19 protein-coding genes and 1 riboswitch are annotated in these 17,859 nt (G+C 73.9%); of the genes, 8 read left to right on the top strand and 11 right to left on the bottom strand.

All coding sequences use genetic code 11. The annotated features are described in order from the left end of the window. Nucleotides 1–154: 154 nt before the first annotated feature. Entirely contained in the window at nucleotides 155–1,651 is a 1,497-nt protein-coding gene (locus AC067U_RS26255; RefSeq protein WP_478832230.1) for a cellulose binding domain-containing protein, read from the top strand. A 141-nt stretch (nucleotides 1,652–1,792) separates the two neighbouring features. After that, nucleotides 1,793–2,701, top strand: coding sequence for an ATP-grasp domain-containing protein (locus AC067U_RS26250; RefSeq protein ID WP_478832229.1), 909 nt, complete (start codon nucleotides 1,793–1,795; stop codon nucleotides 2,699–2,701). On the opposite strand, the gene AC067U_RS26245 is transcribed toward AC067U_RS26250, so the two are convergent. From AC067U_RS26245 to AC067U_RS26225, 5 genes are all read right to left on the bottom strand, one after another. After that, complete coding sequence (locus tag AC067U_RS26245; RefSeq protein ID WP_478832228.1) at nucleotides 2,691–4,304, bottom strand: FAD-dependent monooxygenase; 1,614 nt, start codon at nucleotides 4,302–4,304, stop codon at nucleotides 2,691–2,693. The two genes, AC067U_RS26250 and AC067U_RS26245, sit on opposite strands and share 11 nt — an antisense overlap. Then, the gene (locus AC067U_RS26240) at nucleotides 4,301–5,128 is read right to left on the bottom strand and encodes a class I SAM-dependent methyltransferase (protein ID WP_478832227.1); all 828 of its coding nucleotides are present in this window, start codon (nucleotides 5,126–5,128) and stop codon (nucleotides 4,301–4,303) included. The genes AC067U_RS26245 and AC067U_RS26240 overlap by 4 nt, the downstream gene beginning before the upstream one ends. Next, nucleotides 5,125–5,262 carry a hypothetical protein gene (locus AC067U_RS26235; RefSeq protein ID WP_478832226.1) on the bottom strand — a complete coding sequence of 46 codons (138 nt, stop codon included), beginning with the start codon at nucleotides 5,260–5,262 and terminating at the stop codon, nucleotides 5,125–5,127. Before AC067U_RS26235 ends, AC067U_RS26240 begins: the two co-directional genes overlap by 4 nt. 122 nt (nucleotides 5,263–5,384) lie before the next feature. Continuing rightward, entirely contained in the window at nucleotides 5,385–6,353 is a 969-nt protein-coding gene (locus tag AC067U_RS26230) for a TIGR01777 family oxidoreductase (RefSeq protein ID WP_478832225.1), read from the bottom strand. 138 nt (nucleotides 6,354–6,491) lie between these two features. After that, a complete protein-coding gene (locus tag AC067U_RS26225) occupies nucleotides 6,492–6,944 on the bottom strand; it encodes a nitroreductase family deazaflavin-dependent oxidoreductase (RefSeq protein WP_478832224.1) in 453 nt (150 codons plus the stop codon). A gap of 222 nt (nucleotides 6,945–7,166) precedes the next feature. Between AC067U_RS26225 and AC067U_RS26220 the strand changes: the two genes are divergently transcribed. Further along, on the top strand, nucleotides 7,167–7,889 hold the full coding sequence (locus AC067U_RS26220; RefSeq protein ID WP_478832223.1) for a helix-turn-helix transcriptional regulator: 723 nt from the start codon (nucleotides 7,167–7,169) through the stop codon (nucleotides 7,887–7,889). Nucleotides 7,890–7,921: 32 nt separating this feature from the next. After that, entirely contained in the window at nucleotides 7,922–8,476 is a 555-nt protein-coding gene (locus AC067U_RS26215) for a DUF3291 domain-containing protein (protein WP_478832222.1), read from the top strand. Nucleotides 8,477–8,488: 12 nt separating this feature from the next. On the opposite strand, the gene AC067U_RS26210 is transcribed toward AC067U_RS26215, so the two are convergent. Beyond that, nucleotides 8,489–8,818: an STAS domain-containing protein gene (locus AC067U_RS26210; RefSeq protein ID WP_478832221.1), complete on the bottom strand. Its 330-nt coding sequence runs from the start codon at nucleotides 8,816–8,818 to the stop codon at nucleotides 8,489–8,491. 195 nt (nucleotides 8,819–9,013) lie between these two features. Next, a riboswitch (guanidine-III (ykkC-III) riboswitch) is annotated at nucleotides 9,014–9,077 on the top strand. A gap of 83 nt (nucleotides 9,078–9,160) precedes the next feature. On the opposite strand from AC067U_RS26210, the gene AC067U_RS26205 reads away from it, so the two are divergent. From AC067U_RS26205 to AC067U_RS26195, 3 genes are all read left to right on the top strand, one after another. After that, a complete protein-coding gene (locus tag AC067U_RS26205) occupies nucleotides 9,161–9,643 on the top strand; it encodes an Ohr family peroxiredoxin (protein WP_478832220.1) in 483 nt (160 codons plus the stop codon). A 52-nt stretch (nucleotides 9,644–9,695) separates the two neighbouring features. Further along, nucleotides 9,696–10,088 (top strand): hypothetical protein, encoded by a 393-nt coding sequence (locus AC067U_RS26200; RefSeq protein ID WP_478832219.1) that lies wholly within the window; start codon nucleotides 9,696–9,698, stop codon nucleotides 10,086–10,088. A gap of 257 nt (nucleotides 10,089–10,345) precedes the next feature. Next, a complete protein-coding gene (locus tag AC067U_RS26195) occupies nucleotides 10,346–10,711 on the top strand; it encodes a hypothetical protein (protein WP_478832218.1) in 366 nt (121 codons plus the stop codon). Between the two features lie 68 nt (nucleotides 10,712–10,779). On the opposite strand, the gene AC067U_RS26190 is transcribed toward AC067U_RS26195, so the two are convergent. The 4 genes from AC067U_RS26190 to AC067U_RS26175 all read right to left on the bottom strand — a co-directional run bounded on the left by AC067U_RS26190 (nucleotide 10,780) and on the right by AC067U_RS26175 (nucleotide 16,684). Further along, nucleotides 10,780–11,604 (bottom strand): PIG-L deacetylase family protein, encoded by an 825-nt coding sequence (locus AC067U_RS26190; protein WP_478832217.1) that lies wholly within the window; start codon nucleotides 11,602–11,604, stop codon nucleotides 10,780–10,782. Nucleotides 11,605–11,709: 105 nt separating this feature from the next. Then, nucleotides 11,710–15,105 (bottom strand): S8 family peptidase, encoded by a 3,396-nt coding sequence (locus AC067U_RS26185; RefSeq protein ID WP_478832216.1) that lies wholly within the window; start codon nucleotides 15,103–15,105, stop codon nucleotides 11,710–11,712. A 179-nt stretch (nucleotides 15,106–15,284) separates the two neighbouring features. Beyond that, the gene (locus AC067U_RS26180) at nucleotides 15,285–16,136 is read right to left on the bottom strand and encodes a DNA alkylation repair protein (RefSeq protein ID WP_478832215.1); all 852 of its coding nucleotides are present in this window, start codon (nucleotides 16,134–16,136) and stop codon (nucleotides 15,285–15,287) included. Further along, nucleotides 16,133–16,684, bottom strand: a complete 552-nt coding sequence (locus AC067U_RS26175; protein ID WP_478832214.1) for a MarR family winged helix-turn-helix transcriptional regulator — start codon at nucleotides 16,682–16,684, stop codon at nucleotides 16,133–16,135. Before AC067U_RS26175 ends, AC067U_RS26180 begins: the two co-directional genes overlap by 4 nt. A 94-nt stretch (nucleotides 16,685–16,778) precedes the next feature. On the opposite strand from AC067U_RS26175, the gene AC067U_RS26170 reads away from it, so the two are divergent. Continuing rightward, entirely contained in the window at nucleotides 16,779–17,216 is a 438-nt protein-coding gene (locus AC067U_RS26170) for a DUF1398 family protein (RefSeq protein WP_478832213.1), read from the top strand. Between the two features lie 174 nt (nucleotides 17,217–17,390). Here the strand turns inward: AC067U_RS26170 and AC067U_RS26165 are convergent, their stop codons facing one another. After that, on the bottom strand, nucleotides 17,391–17,774 hold the full coding sequence (locus AC067U_RS26165; RefSeq protein WP_478832212.1) for a hypothetical protein: 384 nt from the start codon (nucleotides 17,772–17,774) through the stop codon (nucleotides 17,391–17,393). Nucleotides 17,775–17,859 lie beyond the last annotated feature (85 nt).

Below are 17,859 nucleotides of genomic sequence, written 5' to 3'. Positions count from 1 at the left end.
GCCGTCCGGCGCCCGTGACCTGAGCCCCTCCCTATGCCTGCCTTAAGCGGAACCTAAGACTCGCGCCCGCCGCCCCGGATCGAACTTTTGTCCCTTTCGGGGCGGCTAGCGTGCTGCCGCATCCAACCCACCAGTAACCAGAGGCAGGCACGCGATGGGCAGCACGAACGGGCACCGGCGCAGGGTGAGCACCAAGGCGAAGGCGATCGGCGGAGTGGCACTGGCGGTGGTGATGGGCGGCGCCGCCGTCGCCCTCACCGGAACCGCCGCCCAGGCCGGCGAGGTCGGAGCCGTCTACACCAAGTCCAGCTCCTGGCCCGGTGGTTACACCGGCCAGTACGTCATCACCAACCGCACCGGAAAGAACCAGTCGGACTGGACACTCCAGTTCGACCTCCCCGCCGGCGCGAAGCTCGACTCCCTCTGGAACGGCACCCACAGCGTCGACGGACGGCGTGTCACCGTGAAGCCCGCGGCATGGAACCGCGAGCTCGCGGCAGGGGCGTCCGTCACCGTGGGCTTCGTGATGAGCGGCGCCGGCAGTCCGGGCGATCCGACCGCCTGCCGGATCAACGGCGTGAAGTGCTCGGTGGACCAGGGCACTCCCACCCCTCCCACGGGCCCCACCGGCCGTCCCACCGCCGCCCCGACGGCCACGGCGGCCCCGACCGCCACCGCCACGGCCTCGCCGCGCCCCACCCGGACCGCATCGCCCACCCCGACGGCCACGCCCCCGCCGACCACCGGCACCCCCTCCCGCGGAGCACGCTTCGCCCCGTACGTGGACACCTCCCTGTACCCGGCCTACGACCTGCTCGACACCGCCGCCAAGGCCGGGGTGAAGGAGTTCCACCTCGCCTTCGTCACCGCCGGCGGCGGCTGTACTCCGATGTGGGGAGGCGTCACCGACCTCGCGAGCGACAAGGTCGCCGCCCAGATCGGTGCGCTGCGCGCCCAGGGCGGGGACGTACGGGTCTCCTTCGGCGGCGCCGCCGGCCGCGAGCTCGCCCTGAACTGCGCGAACGCCGACGACCTGGCCGCCGCGTACGGCAAGGTCATCGACCGGTACCGGCTGACCAAGGTCGACTTCGACATCGAGGGGGCGGCCCTCCCCGACACCGCCGCCAACAGCCGGCGCGGCCAGGCGATCGCCAGGCTGCAGAAGTCGCACCCGGGCCTGGACGTGGCCTTCACCCTGCCCGTGATGCCCGAGGGCCTGACGCAGCCGGGCGTGGCCCTGCTGGCCGACGCGAAGCGGGCCGGGGTACGGATCGACGGCGTCAACATCATGGCCATGGACTACGGACCCGCGTACAGCGGTGACATGGGCCGGTACGCGATCCAGGCGGCGACGGCCACGCAGGCGCAGATCAAGAGCGTGCTGGGACTCTCCGACGCGGCCGCCTGGAAGACGGTCGCCGTCACCCCGATGATCGGCGTGAACGACGTGGCGAGCGAGGTCTTCACCGTCTCCGACGCGACCGAGCTCACGGACTTCGCGAGGTCGAAGGGCATCGGCCGGCTGGCGATGTGGTCCGCCACCCGTGACAAGCAGTGCGCGGCGGGCGAGGTCGGCCACGCCGATCCGACCTGCAGTTCGGTGCTCCAGCAGCCGCTCGCCTTCACGAAGGCGTTCGCCGCATTGCGCTAGGCACGGCGCCGCCGGCCGACGCCGTACGCGGTACGCCGGCGTCGTACGCCGGCACCGTCGCCACCGGTGGCGCTGTCCACGGCCGTCCCGCGCCTCACGCATAGAGTGGGGCGGTCGGACACGGAGCGGTGGGGGAGTGGCATGAGTGAGGTGGCCAGGGTCGCGGTGGTGACCAGCAGGACGGGGATGCACGCGGACGTGGATCTGGGACCGATGGTGGAGGCCCTGCGCCGGCAGGGTCTGACCGCCGAACCGGTGCCCTGGGACTCGGAGTCCGTGGCATGGGACGGGTTCGACCTGGCCGTGGTCCGCTCGACCTGGGACTACGCCGAACGCCTCGACGAGTTCCTGACCTGGGCGGAAACCACCGCCCGGGTCACGCGTCTGTGCAACGCGGCACCCGTGGTGCGATGGAACAGCGACAAGCGGTACCTGAGGCACCTCGCCGAGCGGGGAGTCGCCGTCGTCCCCACCCGCTTCCTCGAACCCGGCGTACCGTACGGGACGCACGCCTTCCCCGAGAACGGCGGGCTGGTGGTGAAGCCCGCCGTCTCCGCCGGAGCCGTCGACACGGCACGCTACGAGCCCGGCCGGCACCACGACGCCATGCGCCATGCGCGGATGTTGCTCGAACAGGGCCGCGTCGCCATGGTCCAGCCGTACCTGCCGCGCATCGAGGAGGGCGAACGCGCCCTGGTCTTCGTCGGCGGGGAGTTCAGCCACGCGATCCGGAAGGGACCCGTACTGACGGAGCCGGGCACCATAGACAACGACCGGGTTCCGCATCCCGACGTCGCTGCCCACCTGCCGACCGACCAGGAGATGGAAACCGCGAAGGCGGCGCTGGCGGCCGTCCCCTCCCCGGAAGTCCCGCTCCTCGCGAGGGTCGACCTGGCCCTGGACGACGCCGGGAAGCCCGTGGTCATGGAGCTGGAGCTGATCGAGCCCAACCTGTTCTTCGCTCACCACCCGGGCGGCCTGAAGCGCTTCGCCGAGGCCGTCGTGGCCGTGGCGCGGACCGTTACGGGTTCCCGGGAAGTCAGCCGGTGAGCGTGGCGAGCGCGTCCCGGAGTGCCGAGGCGCCCGGGGGCGGCCCGGTCCAGCGGGCGGCGATGTGTCCGTCGGGCCGGACGAGCAGTGCCCCGGCGGGGCTGATGCCACAGAGATCCGCGTGCTCGACGGGAAGGTCCTCGACGCGCATCGGCCACGGGGCGGTGGTCTGCCGCTCCCAGTGCGCGGTGTCCGGGGTGAGCAGGGTGAACCACTCACCGAAGGCGTCCAGGGTGGACCGGTCGTCCGCCAGCCGGAGGTGCGGCATGCGATGGCCGGGCAGGCCGCTGGGAACGTAGTCCGTTCCCGTTCCCGTTCCCGTTCCCGATCCCTTTCCCGGCCCGGCTCCCGCCGGTGCGGCGTCGGCGCCGTCGGAGAGGACGGCGCCGGAGCGGTAGGCGACGCCGAGCACGAGACCGAGTTGCGCGAAGTACTGCTCCGACCAGGGCAGTTCGAGCCGGTCCGGGGCCGGCGCACCATCGCTCGCGCGGTGCTGGTCCCGGCGCCGGTCCTGGACGTGGAGCATGAGGCGGGTGTTCTCCACGGCCTGGCTCAGGGTGCGGTCGGCGACGGGCCGCCGTTCGGCCTCGTAAGACTCAAGCAGGGCGGTCCCGGCCCACCCCCGGAGAACGCCCGCCAGCTTCCAGCACAGGTTGTGCACGTCGGCGACGCCGGCGTTCATGCCCAGCCCGCCCGTGGGCGGGACCGCATGTGCCGCGTCGCCGGCCAGCAGGACCCTGCCCCGGCGGAAGCGGTCGGCGACGAACGCGGTCATGACCCAGTGCTGGACCCGCGACACGCTGGTCCGTACGCCGGCACCCGAGCCGAGCGCCTGTGAGACGAGCCGTGGCCAGTCGGCACGACCGGCGTCCTCGGGTGTGGGAACGAACCAGGCCCAGCCACCCTCCGGATAGAGCGGGCCGAACGCTCCGCGCGAGGTGAAGTAGACCCCGGCGGGCCGACCGCCGCACCAGCGGTCGAGGTCGGCGTCGAACACCACGGTGGTGAACCGCCCCAGTGCTCCGGGACCGCTGCAGCCGATCCCCAGCCGCGCCCGCACGGTGGAGTTCGCGCCGTCGGCCGCCAGCACGTGGCGGGCCCGGACACGGAACTCCCGACCGCGGTGGTGGTCGAGCAGCAGCGCCACGACGCACCCGTCCTCCTCGGCGAGGTCGAGCAGCTCGACCCCGAACCGCACGGGTGAGGATGCCGCGGCCAGCAGCGTGGGCTCCAGCCGGTCCTGCGAGGTGACCACACCGGTCACCGGGCTCTCGGGTACGGGCGCGTGGACGCCGACCATCGCCGCGGTGGCGAAGTCGCCGTCGAGCAGGGTGTCCCGGAAGCGGATGCGCCCGTACTCCGGCGCGAACGCCTCGGCCGTGATCCTCTCGGCGAGCCCCAGCCGGCCGAAGATCTCCATCGACCGGACGTTGACCAGCCGGGACCGGGGGAACGGCGACAGCTCGCGGTGCTTCTCGACCAGCAGGGACCGCACGCCCCACCGCTCCAGCAGCGCCCGGGCGGTCAGACCGACCGGCCCGCCACCGACGATCAGCACCTCCACCTGGTCGCCGTCCTGACGGGAGGGCCGGGGGCGGGTCACTGCGCGGCCTCGCCGGGTTTCCGGCCCCAGGCGGTGAGCATGCCGGCGGACAGCGCGGCGCACTCGTCGGAGCCCAGGTACCGGACCGCCTCGTTCACGACCGCGTCGTCGACCAGGCCGGTCGCGAGCATCGCCGCCCTGGTCCGTTCCCATGTGTCCGCCCAGAAGCGGCTGATGGGACTGCCCGGCACCAGCGGCGGTACGTGGATCTCGGCGGCGACCGGCCCGAGCCCCGCCGCCCGCAGCAGTTGCGGGTAGGACGGCACCCAGGAGACGTCGGTGCCGATGGTGGCCCGCAGCCCCTGCCACATGGCCCGCATCACGTCGGTGTACGGCGTACGGGGCGCCCGGTCGCTCGTCAGGTCGACCGCGTCGCCGAGCACCAGCACCCCGCCGGGCTCGACGAGTTCGGCCAGCGTCGTGAGCAGGCGGTCGCGCTCGGGCAGGTGCATCAGCACGAACCGCGCGTGGACGAGCCGGAACCGGCCGGGGCGGAAGTCCGGCGCGGTGACGTCGGCCTCCAGCACGGCGAGCCCCGACCTGGGCCGCTCGCGCAGGAAGCGCACGTCGCGGTCCACGGCGAGAACGCTCTCCACGCCGGCCTCGTCCAGCAGCCGGCGGGAGACCGTGCCCGTGCCGGCGCCCACGTCGAGGCAGCGCCACCCCGGACCGGCCCCGAGCGCCCGCAGCCGCGCCACGGTGACGTCGTCGTAGGCCAGGGCACCGAAGTCGATGCGCCCGCCCTCGCCCGCCTGCTCGGGGCGGAAGACGGCCTCGCCGTACCGGCCGCCGGCCGGCGCGCCCCCGTCCGCGGCGGCGGTCATACGGCCGCCGGGTCGACGCCGGCGGATCCGTGGCGCAGGCCGTCGGCGGAGCCGTGGGAGCCGTGGGGGCCATGGGGGCCGTGGGAGCCGCTGTGCGGGGGGAACGGGACCAGCGGGTCGTCGAACAGGGTCAAGGCCGGACCTCTTCACACGATGGGCGGTACCGGGCGGCCGTTCCGGGACCGCCGCCCCACCGATCCTCCACCGGTGGCCGCCCGTACGGCGCAGGCGCGCCGCGCCCGTACCGATCGGCCGGTCAAACGGCCCGCACCCGCGACGCGGCACGAGCTGTCCCGGACCGCTGCACGAGGGATGCCGCGGCGCCGTCCCACTCCGGATACGCGAAGGCGAATCCGGCCGCGGCCAGCCGCCCCGGCACCACCCGACGGCTCTTCAGCAGCAGCTCCGTGTCCGAGCGCAGGGCGAACGCCCCCAGCTCGGCCATCCAGCGCGTCGCCGGCAGCCCCACCCGCACGCCCCGGGCCGTGCGCAGCGCCCGCATGAACTCGCGCTGCGGAAGGGGGCCCGGCGAGGCGAGGTTCACCGGCCCGTCGAGGTCCTCCCGGGCGATCAGGAACTCCACCGCCCGAACGAAGTCCTCCTCGTGGATCCAGGAGACGTACTGCGCGCCGCCGGCCACCGGACCGCCCAGACCGAGCCGAGCCAGCCACGACAGCACGTCGAAGACGCCGCCCCGGTCGGGGCTCATGACCATCGCCGAGCGCAGCGCCACCTTGCGGGTCGCGGGAGTCGGTGCCTCGGCCTGGGCCCGCTCCCACCGCTTCGCGATCTCGACGCTGTACGCCCAGTAGTCCGGCACGCCTGCCTCCGAGCCGCCGATCACCCCGGTCGCCTCGTCGTGTGCCGCGTCGAAGCGGTGGGCGTACACCGTCGCCGTACTCATCTGCAGCCAGACGCGGGGCGGCCGGGCGGCGACGGCGATCGCCTCGCCGACCACGCGCGCCGAATCCACCCGCGAGTCCATCATGGCGCGCAGGTTCTCGGGGGTGTAGCGGCAGGAGACGCTGCGGCCGGCGAGATTGATCACGGCGTCGCAGCCGTCGATCGCCGCCGCCCAGTCGCCGAGCGTGACCCCGTCCCAGCCGATCTCGTGCGCCCGGACGGGACGCCGGGTCAGCACGGTGACCTCGTGGCCGGCCGCCGTCAGCGCGCGGTCGAGAATCGTGCCCACCTGCCCGGTGCCACCGGGCAGCACTATCTTCATCGGACCTCCTTGGCCTCGCTCGCGGTGTCAGCATAGCCTTTTTTGAACGTGTTCAGCGAATTGGGGTGGGGCGTACCCGGCCGCCGGGCACGAGCACGGGTGGGGCGCGTGCTCGGCGGCGCCGGGGGCGGGGGCGCGTCAGTGGCCGCCGGGGGCGGGTTCGAGGAGGAGGACGGGGATGATCCGGTCCGTCTTCTTCTGGTAGGCGGCGTAGTCGGGGAACGCGTCCACGGCCCGCTCCCACCAGAGGGCCTTCTCCTCGCCGGTGACCTCGCGTGCCGTCATGTCCTGGCGGACGGTGCCGTCCTGGAGCTCGACCCTGGGGTCGGCCAGGACGTTGTGGTACCACACGGGGTGCTTGGGAGCCCCGCCCAGGGAGGCGACGGCGGCGTAGATGCCGCCGTGTTCCACCCGCATGAGCGGCGTCTTGCGGATCTTCCCGGTCCTGGCGCCGCGGGTGGTGAGGATCACGACCGGCAGTCCGGTGTCGCGCAGCGTCGTGCCCTCGGTGCCTCCGGAGTTCTCGTACTGCTCGACCTGGTCCCGGACCCACTGCTGGGTGCTGGGTTCGTACTCGCCCACGAGTGGCATGGAGTCCTGTCCTCTCCTCGAAGACTTCCTTGAGTTGCCTGACTTCCTTGAATTGCCCGACTTCCTGGGTGCGGCCGGTCGGCGCCGGTGGGGCCGGCGGCCGCCGCACGGGACCCACCCTGTCAAGGGATCCGGTTCGCGGCAGGGTGGCGGAGCCGGGGTGTCGCGGCGGGGTTCCGCTTCGCTTCTATCTCCAACCTGTGTTGTTCCTAGACTGGTCGGGTGAAGGACATCGATGCGATCGCGGCGCTGCAGGATCCGGTGCGCCGCCGCCTGTACGAGTACGTAGCGGCCCAAGGCCGCGAGGTCGGCCGCAACGAGGCCGCCGAGGCGGCCGGTGTGGCACGCACGCTCGCCGCGCACCACCTGGACAAGCTGACCGAGGCCGGACTCCTGGAGAGCGGCAGCCGCCGCCTGACCGGCCGCTCCGGGCCGGGGGCGGGCAGACCGGCCAAGGTCTACACGCGGGCGCGGACCGAGCACTCGGTGTCGTTGCCCGCCCGCGACTACCGCACCGCCGCCGAGCTGCTCGCCGAGGCGGCCGAACGGGCCGGGCTGGACGCCGAGCTCTGCGCGGCCGCGCATCGCCGGGGCGAGGCCGAGCGCGGGTCCACGGCACCCTGCGGGAGCCTCGGCGAGGTCATGGAGGTGCTGGCCGCCCGCGGCTACGAACCGCACCTGGAAGGCGAAGAGGGCGGTGGGGGTGGCGAAGGTGGCGGAGGCGGCGGCGGGCAGGGCGGCGAGGGGGTGGTCGGCCGCGTCGTCCGGATGCGCAACTGCCCCTTCCATGCCGTCGCCGAACGCTTCCCGCCGCTGGTCTGCGGGATGAACCTCGCGCTGCTGGAGGGGCTGCTCGGCACGGACGGTCCCGTCCGCGCCCGGATGGACCCCCGGCCGGGGGAGTGTTGTGTGATCGTCGAACCTTCTAAAAACAATGATGATTGACATAGAAGGAAGGCGCGTGCTGGGATGAGGCCATGACCGCATCCACGCCCGCCGCCCACCTCGCCCAGTTCAACGTCGCCACGCTCCTCCACCCTCTCGACGACCCGCGCATGACGCCGTTCGTCGAGATGCTCGAGCCGCTCAACGCCGCCGCCGACGGCACGCCCGGCTTCGTCTGGCGCCTCGTGGAGGAGGGGGCGGACGACGCCACCGCCCTGCGCCCGGCGGGCGAGGACCTGATCGTCAACATGTCCGTGTGGGAGACCCGGGAAGCCCTGTGGGACTTCACCTACCGCAGCGGGCACCTGGAGGCGATGCGCGGGCGCCGCAACTGGTTCGAGCGGCACGTCGAGGCGCACCTGGTGCTCTGGTGGGTGCCCGCCGGTCACCTCCCGACCGTCGACGAGGCCCTGGAGCGGCTGGCGGACCTCCGGACGCACGGCCCGTCCCCCCGTGCCTTCACCTTCGCGTCCTCGTACACCGCGGCCGAAGCGGCCGAGCACCTGCGGCCGGTGCCGCCCGTGCCGCCCGTGCCGTCGGTGCCGTCGGCGCGGACCGGCCGAACCGTGGACGCGCCCGCGTCGTAGGCGGGGTGGGGACTACAGGGTGCGGGCGGCGTCGACCCCGTCGGCGACGGGGAACAGCCGGTCCGTGCCGGAGAGGTCCAGGAGCTTCCCCACGGCGTGCGGGAGGGGTCCGGCGAGGACCAGGTGCACCGTCTCCCGCAGGTGCAGGAGGCAGCGCAGGCCCATGGAGTCGATGAAGGTCAGGCCGGTGACGTCCAGGACGAGGCGTTCGACCCCCGGTTCGGCGGCGGCGCGCTCCCCGGCCCGCTGGAGGGAGTCCAGGGTGTCCATGTCGAGGTCACCCTGGCAGCGGATGACCCGGACGGGTCCGGCACCCGGATCGGTGTTCACCGTCAGAGGCATCGCCGGCTCCCTTCGCCCTCACCTCCGATCATCAGATCACGCGACGGAGAAGACCGCCCGTGCGGCCCGACGGGGCCTGCACGCCGGCCGACCGAAGAACGGGCCGCGCGCTGTCCCTCCTTCGCCCGCCCACCGGGTGAGGAGGGTCACGGGCGGGCGCGGTCCCGTCGGGACGTTCCGCGTTGCTAGATTGTCCGGCGGCCCGGTTCCCAGGCCCCGGACGAGATGCGCCGTACCCGGTTACGCACGACGACGCGCCAGGCGCCGTCGCTCGCACCGACAGCTGCCGACCGCTGTCCGGACCCGGGCGGCGTCCCCTCGTCGCACAGATGGGCCGAACACATGACCGTGCCGCTCACCCGCAGCCTCTACCGGACGACCGCGCACGCGAGCGGTGGCCGTACCGGATCGGTCCGCACCGACGACGGGAGGCTGGACGTCCACCTGGCCCCGCCGCGCAAGAAGGTGCCCGGAACCACCAACCCGGAGCAGCTGTTCGCCGCCGGGTTCGCGGCCTGCTTCACCTCCGCGCTGGCCGAGGTCGCCGGCGAGTACGGGGCGGACGCCTCGGCCGCGCGCGTCGCCTGCTCGGTGGAGCTGGGCACCACGGACACGCCCGCCGGCTACGGCCTCGCCGTCAGCCTCACCGTCTCCCTCCCGGGGTGGGACGCGGCGGACCTGCTGCCCCTGCTCCACCGGGCGGACGCGGTCTGCCCCTACTCGCAGGCGGTGCGCGGGAACATCGAGGTCTCGCTGCTGGCCGTCGACGACAGTGCCACCGACAGTGCCACCCACACCGACACCGGCACCGGCACCGATGCCTGAGCCGGTACCCGTTCCCGGGTCCGCCCCGCGACCGGGCGGCCCGGGTGTCCCGGTGCCCGAGCGGGGCGCGTGGCTGCGCCGCGGGATCAGCCGCAACGGCGGACCCCTGGTGGAGGACGGCGAGGTGGTGTGGCTGCAGGCCGGACCGTACTTCGCCGACAGCCGGGGCTTCGCCGGTGAGACCTCCTTCGACGGCCGGCAGGTGCACTTCCACCACCTGACGGGAGAGCCCGGCGAGGACGCGGGCACCTTCCGGTGGGACGGCCCGAACCTCATCGAGTGGGGCGCCAACACGGACGGCAGCACCTTCCTCGAGGTCTGGACCCCCCTGCCCGTCGACGACGCCACCACCGGCTCCTGGTCCGGCACGGACCACCACGTCGTACGAGTCGGCCGCCACCTGGTCCACGTCGACTCCCGTACGGGCACGTACTGGCGCATGTGACCGCGGTCCGACGTGCCGTGCTCGGCGGACCGGCTGTGCCACGCCCGAGAGGACCCGGCGGTCTTCTCGTGGCGGATGGCCGTGCTGCGCCGTTTTTTCGTGCCGAGTACCGGCAACGGCCATAAAACGCCGCAGAGTTATGCCCAGAAGGTGACTTTCTGCGGTGTTGTCGCGTCGGATAGCAATGACGCGGCGCCTGGTACGGCCCGCCGACCGTCGGCGGCGACGACCCCAGCGTGCCGAGGAAGGGACCTCCCGTGATCCGCACCCGTTACGCCGCCGCTCTGGTCACCATGGCCGCCACCGCCCTCGCGATCACCGCGAGCCCTGCCTCGGCGGCGCCCGGCGACACGCTCACCATGTGCTCCAGCACGCTCACCCCGGACGGCTGGGTGGACGTCCAGTGGTGGAACAGCGGCGGGTGCGGCTCCGGCTTCACGCCCAACACCAAGCAGATCAAGGACCTCCGGGGCTACCCCGTCGGCACCCAGGTCAACGCCTGCGCCTCCACCTGGCCGCCCGCCGGCTGGACCATCACCAGCACCTACTACTCCAGCGGCTGCCGCTACTCCGCCGTCCCCAGCTTCAACCCCAACACCTGGACCCTGAAGCGCACCTCCTGACCCCCACCGGGCGGCGCCGTGGCCGGCCCCGGATCCCGGTCGCGGTCGGCGACCTCCGACTGCGGGGCTCACAGCGCCGGTTCGCGCAGTCCGCCGGGTGCGGACCCGGTGCCCGCCACCGCGCCCAGGCGGGTGAAGTACTCGGTCGCCATGATCTGCTCCCGGACCGCAGCCGGCAGGCGGGCGAGGAGGCAGGGCAGGGACCGGTCGCGGGCCACCTCGCTGCGGTGGGCGCGAACCGCGGCCCACTTCTGTGAGAGCCGGTCGCTCACGTCGACCGTCGCGGTGACGTGCTCGTCCGGAACGGCCAGCACCTGCTTGCCGACCCGCGCCAGGAGCGGGCCCAGCTCGCCCACCCCCGAGACCGGATGGGTGGCCGCGTACAGGGCCGCGGGCTGCCAGGGTGCTCCGGTATCCGGGTACAGGTGCTCCAGACCGGCGGCGTGGAACGCGAGGACCGCCGCCCGGTGGGTCCGTACGTGATCGGGATGCCCCGTCAGCTGTCCGTAGCCGTCGTGGGTCACGACCAACTCGGGCCGGACCGCCCGGATGTGTTCGACGAGGAGTCCCACCACCTCGTCGACCGGTGCATCGCACAGCCGGGGCCGTCCCGGCGCGGACTCGGGGACGCGGACGTCGGCGAACCCGAGCAGCCGCGGTTCCCCGGCGCCCAGGAACGCGAGGGCGTCGGCCAGCTCTGCGGAGCGATGAGTGCCGGGTGCCCAGGTGGCGGTGACCACGGCGGTCCGGGCGCCCGCGGCGGCGTGCTGTGCGAGGACACCGCCGGCCAGCAGGGACTCGTCGTCCGGGTGCCCGAAGATCCCCATCAGGGAGGGGAGGGCGGCGGCCGGCGCGGTGGTCCGTGGAGGTGGCCCGGTGCGTGGGGTCGTCATGTCACCGATGGTGACGCGGTACGGCCCCGGAGGGGAATCCCTCCGGGGCCGTACCGTGCAGTGCCGTGCAGTGCCTTGCCGCGCAGTGCGGGGCCGGCTGACGGGTCAGTCGGTGAGGTACGCGCGGAGGACGGTGATCTCGGACTTGTTGCCCGAGGTGTCGACCACCGTGCCGCGCAGCGAGACATGGCCGCCCGCCGGCGGGGTCTGCACCGTGACGGCGCCGTCCTGGACCGGCAGGGCCTTCCAGGTGTACCCGTCGTCGTAGGAGACGGACACCGTCAGGGACTTGAGTCCCTTGCCCGCCGCCGGGCCCTGGACGGTGACCGGCACGCGGTGCGGGTGGCCCCCGTTCACGGTGCCGTCCGGCCGTACCTCCGGAGTGAACCGCACGACCGAGGCCGGGAGTTGCGCCGGAGCGCCGGCCCCGGTGGTAGCCGAGCGGAACCACCAGGTCGCGGTCACCTTGGACGAGGTGCGGGTGACGGTCCCGGGCCGGGTGGACGAGGCCACCAGCTTGTACGAGGCCTCACCGGACGGGACGGCGAAGGGCTTGGCGTCGCGGAGTTCGACGGCCTGGGTGCCGACGGCGACACCGTTGCGGTAGAGCACGGTCCTGCCCTTGGCGAAGTGGTCGGCGCCGTTGTGCCCGGCGCCGTCCGCGAGCAGCGGCAGCGTGCCCCACACCTTGTCGCCCTCGCGGTAGAGGCCGAGCCGCGCCGAGGTGTCGACGCGCGGCCCGACGACGACGGTGCCGAAGCGCTCGGTGTGGGTGCGGCCGCCCGCGTAGGCGCGGTAGCGGTCGGCGGAGTAGGAGGCCTCCTCGACGAACGAACCGGTCGCGTCCACGCCGTACTGGGTCGTGGACAGGTTCCAGGTGGCGCCGTCGACCGCGGACAGCCGCGCCTTCGTCGAGGTCGGGAGGGGCTGGAACGCAGAGGTCCAGGTCGCGGGGGCGCTGCCGCCCGGGAGCCGGCCGTCGATCTGGAGGATGCCCTCCTTACCGGGGGCGGAGGCGCCCTGGGAGACCATGACGGTGGCCAGGTCGGAGTCCTTCAGGTGCCGCGTGTAGCCGGTGGCGGGGCTGCGGACCGGGCCGCCGAGCGTGGCGTGGTACTCCTCGCCGTCGGCCTGCCAGTGGGCGTCCCACTGCTGGAAGAGGCTGGTTCCGGCGGCCGGCTCGGGTCCCTGGCCGCGGGTGCGCAGCTGCTCGTAGGAGCCGAGCCACCAGCCGAAGGTGTGGGTGGTGCCGCCGGCCCGCAGGTCGAAGGAGGGGGTGGCGGTCTGCGGGACGGCGCCCGCCGAGGGCACCGTGACGTCCACCGGCTTGGTGGTGCGCGCGTCGACGGTGACCGTGGTGTCGCGGGTGACGTCGAGCCGGGGCTGGGTGATCCAGTCCAGGCCCGGCACGGGGTCCGCCGGATCTTCGAGGATGCGGGCGTCGAGCAGGTAGCCGCCCTTGGGAACGCGGATCGTCTCGGACCCGGAGTTCTCGTGGTACGGGAAGGACCGGCCGGCGGCGGGACCGCTCAGGCCCTCGACGACGCTGAACCAGCCGGCGGCGTGCCGGCCGCTGCGGCCGATGTGGCGGACGGTCAGAGCGTACGACTCGACCTCGCGCTCGGCCACGATCGCCGTACGGACGCTCTGCCCGGCCGCGGTCGCCAGCGCCTGCCCGGTGTACCGGCCGTTGACGGATCCGCCGAGCCGGGTGTTCAGGGTGAGGCCGACCGAGGCGGTGCCGCCGGCGGGGACGGTGAGGCGCGGCTTGGCGAAGGCCAGGAACCCGGCCGGGGCGGGCTTGCCGTCGGGGCCGGTGGCGGTGGCGGACAGGTCCAGGGTGACCGGGGCGGTCCCCAGGTTGCGGTAGGTCACCTTACGGGTCTCGGGGGCGTCGTCCTCGTGCGGCCACTGACCGCCGGCGAAGGACAGCGCGAGGGGTTCGGAGACCACCGACCGGTCGAGCGCCCGGTCGACCGCGATCCGGCCGCCGCCCTGCTGGAAAGCGGTGTAGGGGCCGGGCTTGGCGGAACCGGCGAGCACGCCCTTGAGCTGGGCACCGGTCCACTTCGGGTGCTTCTGTTTGAGCAGGGCGGCGGCGCCCGCCACGTGCGGGGTGGCCATGGAGGTGCCGGAGAGGGTCAGGTAGCCGGCCGGGTTCTGGCCGAACCGGCTCACCAGGGCGCTCCCCGGGGCCGCAGCCGCGGTGATGTCCACGCCCGGGCCGGTGACATCGGGCTTGACGGCGCCGCCGCCGGCGCGGGGCCCGGTGCCGGAGAAGTCGGCGAGGACCTCGGCGTCGTTGACGGCGCCCACGGTGAGGGCGGCGTCGGCACTGCCGGGGGAGTCGATCGACCCGGGCCCGGACCGCCCGTCGTTGCCGGCCGCGACGGCGAACAGCACGCCCTTGTCGGCCGAGATCTTGTTGATGGCCGCCTCGATCGGGTCGATCTCGGGCCCGTCGGGGCCGCCGAGGCTGAGGTTGACGACCTGGGCGCCCTGCGCGACGGCCCACTCGATGCCGGCCAGGATGCCGGAGTCGTCGCCGAAGCCGCTGTCGCCCAGGACCTTGCCGTTGAGCAGCTTGGCTCCCGGCGCGACGCCCTTGAACCTCCCGCCCGACTTGGCGCCCGTACCGGCGGCGATCGAGGCGACGTGGGTGCCGTGGCCGTAGCGGTCCGCGGTGCTGCCGGAGTGGGAGAAGTCCTGCGCGGCGAGGACCTGCCCGGCGAGGTCGGGATGGCCCGCGTCGATCCCGGTGTCGAGGACGGCGATCTTCACGCCCTTGCCGTCGTAGCCGGCCGCCCAGGCCTTGTCGGCGCCGATCTGCCGGGTGCTCTTGTCCAGGCGCGCGGTACGGATGCCGTCGAGCCAGACGGAGGCGACGCCGGAGGCGGTGGCGCGGCGAGCGGTGCCGGCCTGCCCGTCGGTGCCGGCCTGCTCGTCGGTGAGGGCCTCCCAGAGCGCGGCGGCCTTGGCCGGGGTCGCGGTGACGGCCTCCGCGTCGAGCAGGCCGTACGTACGCTCCACGCGCAGGTCGCCGCCGGAGCGTAGGGCGGACCGGGCGGCCGGTGCGGCGCCCTCGTAGCGGACGATCAGCCCCAGCCGGTCGCCGCGGGCCTTGAGGTACTCGGGCCGGGTGAGCTCGGTGAGGTCGAAGAGCCGGGGGTCGAGCCGGCCCGAGTCGATCAGACGCTGCGCGTCGAGCGGGACGAAAGTGCTGCGCCCCTGGCCGCGGCGCACCGAGACGGGTATCTTCTCGCGGCCCTTGGCCGGGACGAAGCCGACCGGACGGCCCTCGGCGTCCACGGTGACCCGGTCCCCGGTGATCAGGGTCAGCCGGGTGAACCCCGGCCGGGCCGAGGCCCCGCCCTGCCGGGCCTCGGAGGGGCCGGGTGTGGGCGCGGCCGCGACCGGGGCCGCCAGGCCCGCCGCGAGCGCGACGGCGGCGACGGCCGCCACGGCGGCCGCCCCCGTCCGCCGATTGCGAAATGTGCACACGTCAATTCCCCCTGGAAGACAAGCGATCACCCGCGGGAGGAACGTGACACCGCGGGGACCTCAGTGTCGCCCGGCGGCTGACGGCCGATCAATGACCGTTCCGCAACAGGTCAACGCGTCGGAACGTCATATTCCGCACCGGGCTGTCGCAATGGCCCGGAGCGGCCCGTTCGATGCCGTCAGGCCCGCTCGGCCGGGAGGCGGCGCAGGGCCTCCCGGCGGGTGAGCGGGGCGATGCGGGTGCCGTGCCGTTCCACCCAGGCGAGGACGAACTCGGGGTCGCGGGTGGAGGTTTCGCGCAGGACCCAGCCGAGCGCCTTGCGGAGGAAGAACTCCCGCTCGTCGACGAGGGCGTCCGCGTAGCGGGTCAGGCGGTCGGTATCGGCGCGGCCGGCCCGGATCGCGGGCAGCAGTGCCAGGAGCGCGGAGCGGCGGAGCCAGAAGTCGGGGTCCGCGACCCAGCGGTCCAGCACGGGGCCGGCCGCCGGGTCGCGCAGGGCGATCGCGCCGGCGCAGTGGACGGCCAGTGGATCCACCAGGGCCCAGGTGCGGCACTCCCGCAGCAGGGCTTCGACGGCCGGCAGATGTGTCGCGTCCATGGCCCTGGCGTACTGCACGAGGAGTTCGACCGCCGCCCAGCGGTACTCGTACACGGGCCGCCCGTCGCCCTCGCCGGCGGACCACAGCTCCCGGGCGAGGGCGAGGACGTAGGGCGCCGGTCGTGCGCCGAGCGCCCGGCGGGTCCGGGTGACCTGGCGGCGCATGTCGGGCACGCCGACGCCCAAGTGGTGGAGGTCGCTGTGCAGATAGGCGCGTTGCTGCTCGGCGCGGGCCGGGTCGGCCCGGTCGGACAGCGCGGCCCGGAGTTCCCGGGCCGGGCTGCCCGCATCGGGGTCGGCGTGCACTCCGGTGCCGCCGCGCGCGCCGGTGTCGCCAACCGTGCCGGTGCCGCCGCCCGTGTCGGAGCCGCCACCCGTATCGGCGTGGCCGCTCATGCCGGTGCCCATGCCGGTGCCGTCCGTCGCCGTCATGCCGTTTCCTTCCGTGCGCTCCCGGGGCGGCCGGAACCGCCGGGACGGCCGGCTGCGGGCTCCGTTCGGGCTTCCGTTCGGGCGTCCGCTCGGGCGTCCGTCCAGGCGTCCGTCTGTCGGGTCAGCCGGTGGAGCAGCTCGCGTACGGCGGCGAGATCGGCGTCCGGCAGCCCTTCGCCCATCGTCCGGTGCGCGGCCGCCGCCCGGGCGGTGATCGCGCCCAGGGCGCGCCCGCCCGCCGCGGTGAGGGCGAGCAGGGGCGAGGTGCGGTGGTCGGGATTCTCCCGGAACTCCGCGAGGCCGTCGCGCACGAGCTCGTTGGCGATGCGCTGGACGCCCTGCCGGGCCACGCCCAGGCGGCGCGCTGCCCGGGCCACCGGCAGGGATTCCTCGCTGACCACGCTCATCAGCTGCCAGCGGGCCTGCGTCTGCCCTTCGGCCGCCGCCAGTGCTTCGCCCGCGCGGCGCAGCGCACCCGCCGCCTCGAAGACGTCTGCGACGAGGAGGGCCAGTTCCTCCGCCATCCGCCGTTCCCACCTCTCCATCATTCGACAACATGTTGTCTGTTTGTCATCATGATGGCATATCCGGCGCGGCGTTTCCAGGCGCACGCGCACCCCCACCGGACCCACGGAGAACACCATGACCAGCACCGAAGCGATCAGCCGACTCCGGACCGCGATGGAAATCGGAGCCGCGGTCCGCCCCCGGGTGGGCGGCTTCCCCTACCTCGCCGAGAGCCTGCGCCAGGCCGGGGTGACCCACTGCCGCATGGCGGTCCCGGCCAATGCCTTCCTGTACCTGACCGAACACGGCAACGTGGTGGTCCAGGGCGAACCGCTGGTCACCGGCTTCGCGCTGGCGCCCCGGTTCGACCGGGCGGGCCTGATCGCCGCCCTGCGCGCCGACCAGGCCGGCGAGACGGCGTTCCCCGAGTTCGCCCGCGGCTGCTGGGAGGCCGGGATCGTCTGGTACGAGGTCGACACCGCGGCCCGTACCTGCACGTACCACGGCGCCGACGGCGAGTCCTACACCGAGGGCTACCCGGCCGTCACGCTCCCGGACCACCGGCGACCGTGATCCCGGCGCGCTCGGCGAGGACCAGGACACTACGCCGCGCCGCGCCATGCCGGGGCGGACGGATCGGTGCGCGATCCGATGGCTCACGGGCGACGGGCCGCCTCCCCGGGTGAAGGAGGCGGCCCGCCGGGCCTTCCACGTACGGCACGCGTCATTCTGCGCGTGCACCGGGCGTCAGCACTGACGCAGTCCCGGAGCCGGGTCGACCGAGGTGTGGACGTCCACGGCGGGTACGTTGCCCCACTGGCCGTTGTCCAGCTGGGTCCAGTACCAGATGTCGTTTCCGCCGCCGTGCCGGTCGCCGTGGCCCCAGCACTGGAACCAGCTGAAGCCGGTGTTCAGCGGGCCGCGGACGGCCGAGTTGTACGAGCGGTGCTCGTAGCCCTTGGCGCCGGCACGGTTGCCGCACCACAGGCGGCCGTCGGAGCGGACCCCGCATTCGGCCGCGGCGGCCGTGCCCGTGCCCGGCATCGCGAGGGCGGGTGCGGCGGCGGTGGCCAGGCCGGTGGGCAGGGCGGCGGCGGCCAGGGCGAGGGCGATCTTCGTACGTGCGGACATGCTTCCTCCTTGGGTGCGGCTCCGACGGTCGGCGCGGAGCCCGGTGAAAGTGGTGCCGGCGGCTGCCGGAAGGTGGTGCCGGTGG

This window comes from Streptomyces sp. NPDC043853, from assembly GCF_056436025.1.
This window is presented reverse-complemented; position numbering and strand designations above follow the sequence as displayed.

Bases quoted from the DNA above. Each gene is read 5' to 3' on its own strand.
- AC067U_RS26250 (WP_478832229.1), top strand. From the start codon at position 1,793: ATGAGTGAGGTGGCCAGGGTCGCGGTGGTGACCAGCAGGACGGGGATG.
- AC067U_RS26225 (WP_478832224.1), bottom strand. From the start codon at position 6,944: ATGCCACTCGTGGGCGAGTACGAACCCAGCACCCAGCAGTGGGTCCGG.
- AC067U_RS26175 (WP_478832214.1), bottom strand. From the start codon at position 16,684: ATGATGGAGAGGTGGGAACGGCGGATGGCGGAGGAACTGGCCCTCCTC.
- AC067U_RS26170 (WP_478832213.1), top strand. From the start codon at position 16,779: ATGACCAGCACCGAAGCGATCAGCCGACTCCGGACCGCGATGGAAATC.
- AC067U_RS26210 (WP_478832221.1), bottom strand. From the start codon at position 8,818: ATGCCTCTGACGGTGAACACCGATCCGGGTGCCGGACCCGTCCGGGTC.
- AC067U_RS26230 (WP_478832225.1), bottom strand. From the start codon at position 6,353: ATGAAGATAGTGCTGCCCGGTGGCACCGGGCAGGTGGGCACGATTCTC.
- AC067U_RS26180 (WP_478832215.1), bottom strand. From the start codon at position 16,136: ATGACGGCGACGGACGGCACCGGCATGGGCACCGGCATGAGCGGCCAC.
- AC067U_RS26255 (WP_478832230.1), top strand. From the start codon at position 155: ATGGGCAGCACGAACGGGCACCGGCGCAGGGTGAGCACCAAGGCGAAG.
- AC067U_RS26190 (WP_478832217.1), bottom strand. From the start codon at position 11,604: ATGACGACCCCACGCACCGGGCCACCTCCACGGACCACCGCGCCGGCC.
- AC067U_RS26205 (WP_478832220.1), top strand. From the start codon at position 9,161: ATGACCGTGCCGCTCACCCGCAGCCTCTACCGGACGACCGCGCACGCG.
- AC067U_RS26165 (WP_478832212.1), bottom strand. From the start codon at position 17,774: ATGTCCGCACGTACGAAGATCGCCCTCGCCCTGGCCGCCGCCGCCCTG.
- AC067U_RS26240 (WP_478832227.1), bottom strand. From the start codon at position 5,128: ATGACCGCCGCCGCGGACGGGGGCGCGCCGGCCGGCGGCCGGTACGGC.
- AC067U_RS26215 (WP_478832222.1), top strand. From the start codon at position 7,922: ATGACCGCATCCACGCCCGCCGCCCACCTCGCCCAGTTCAACGTCGCC.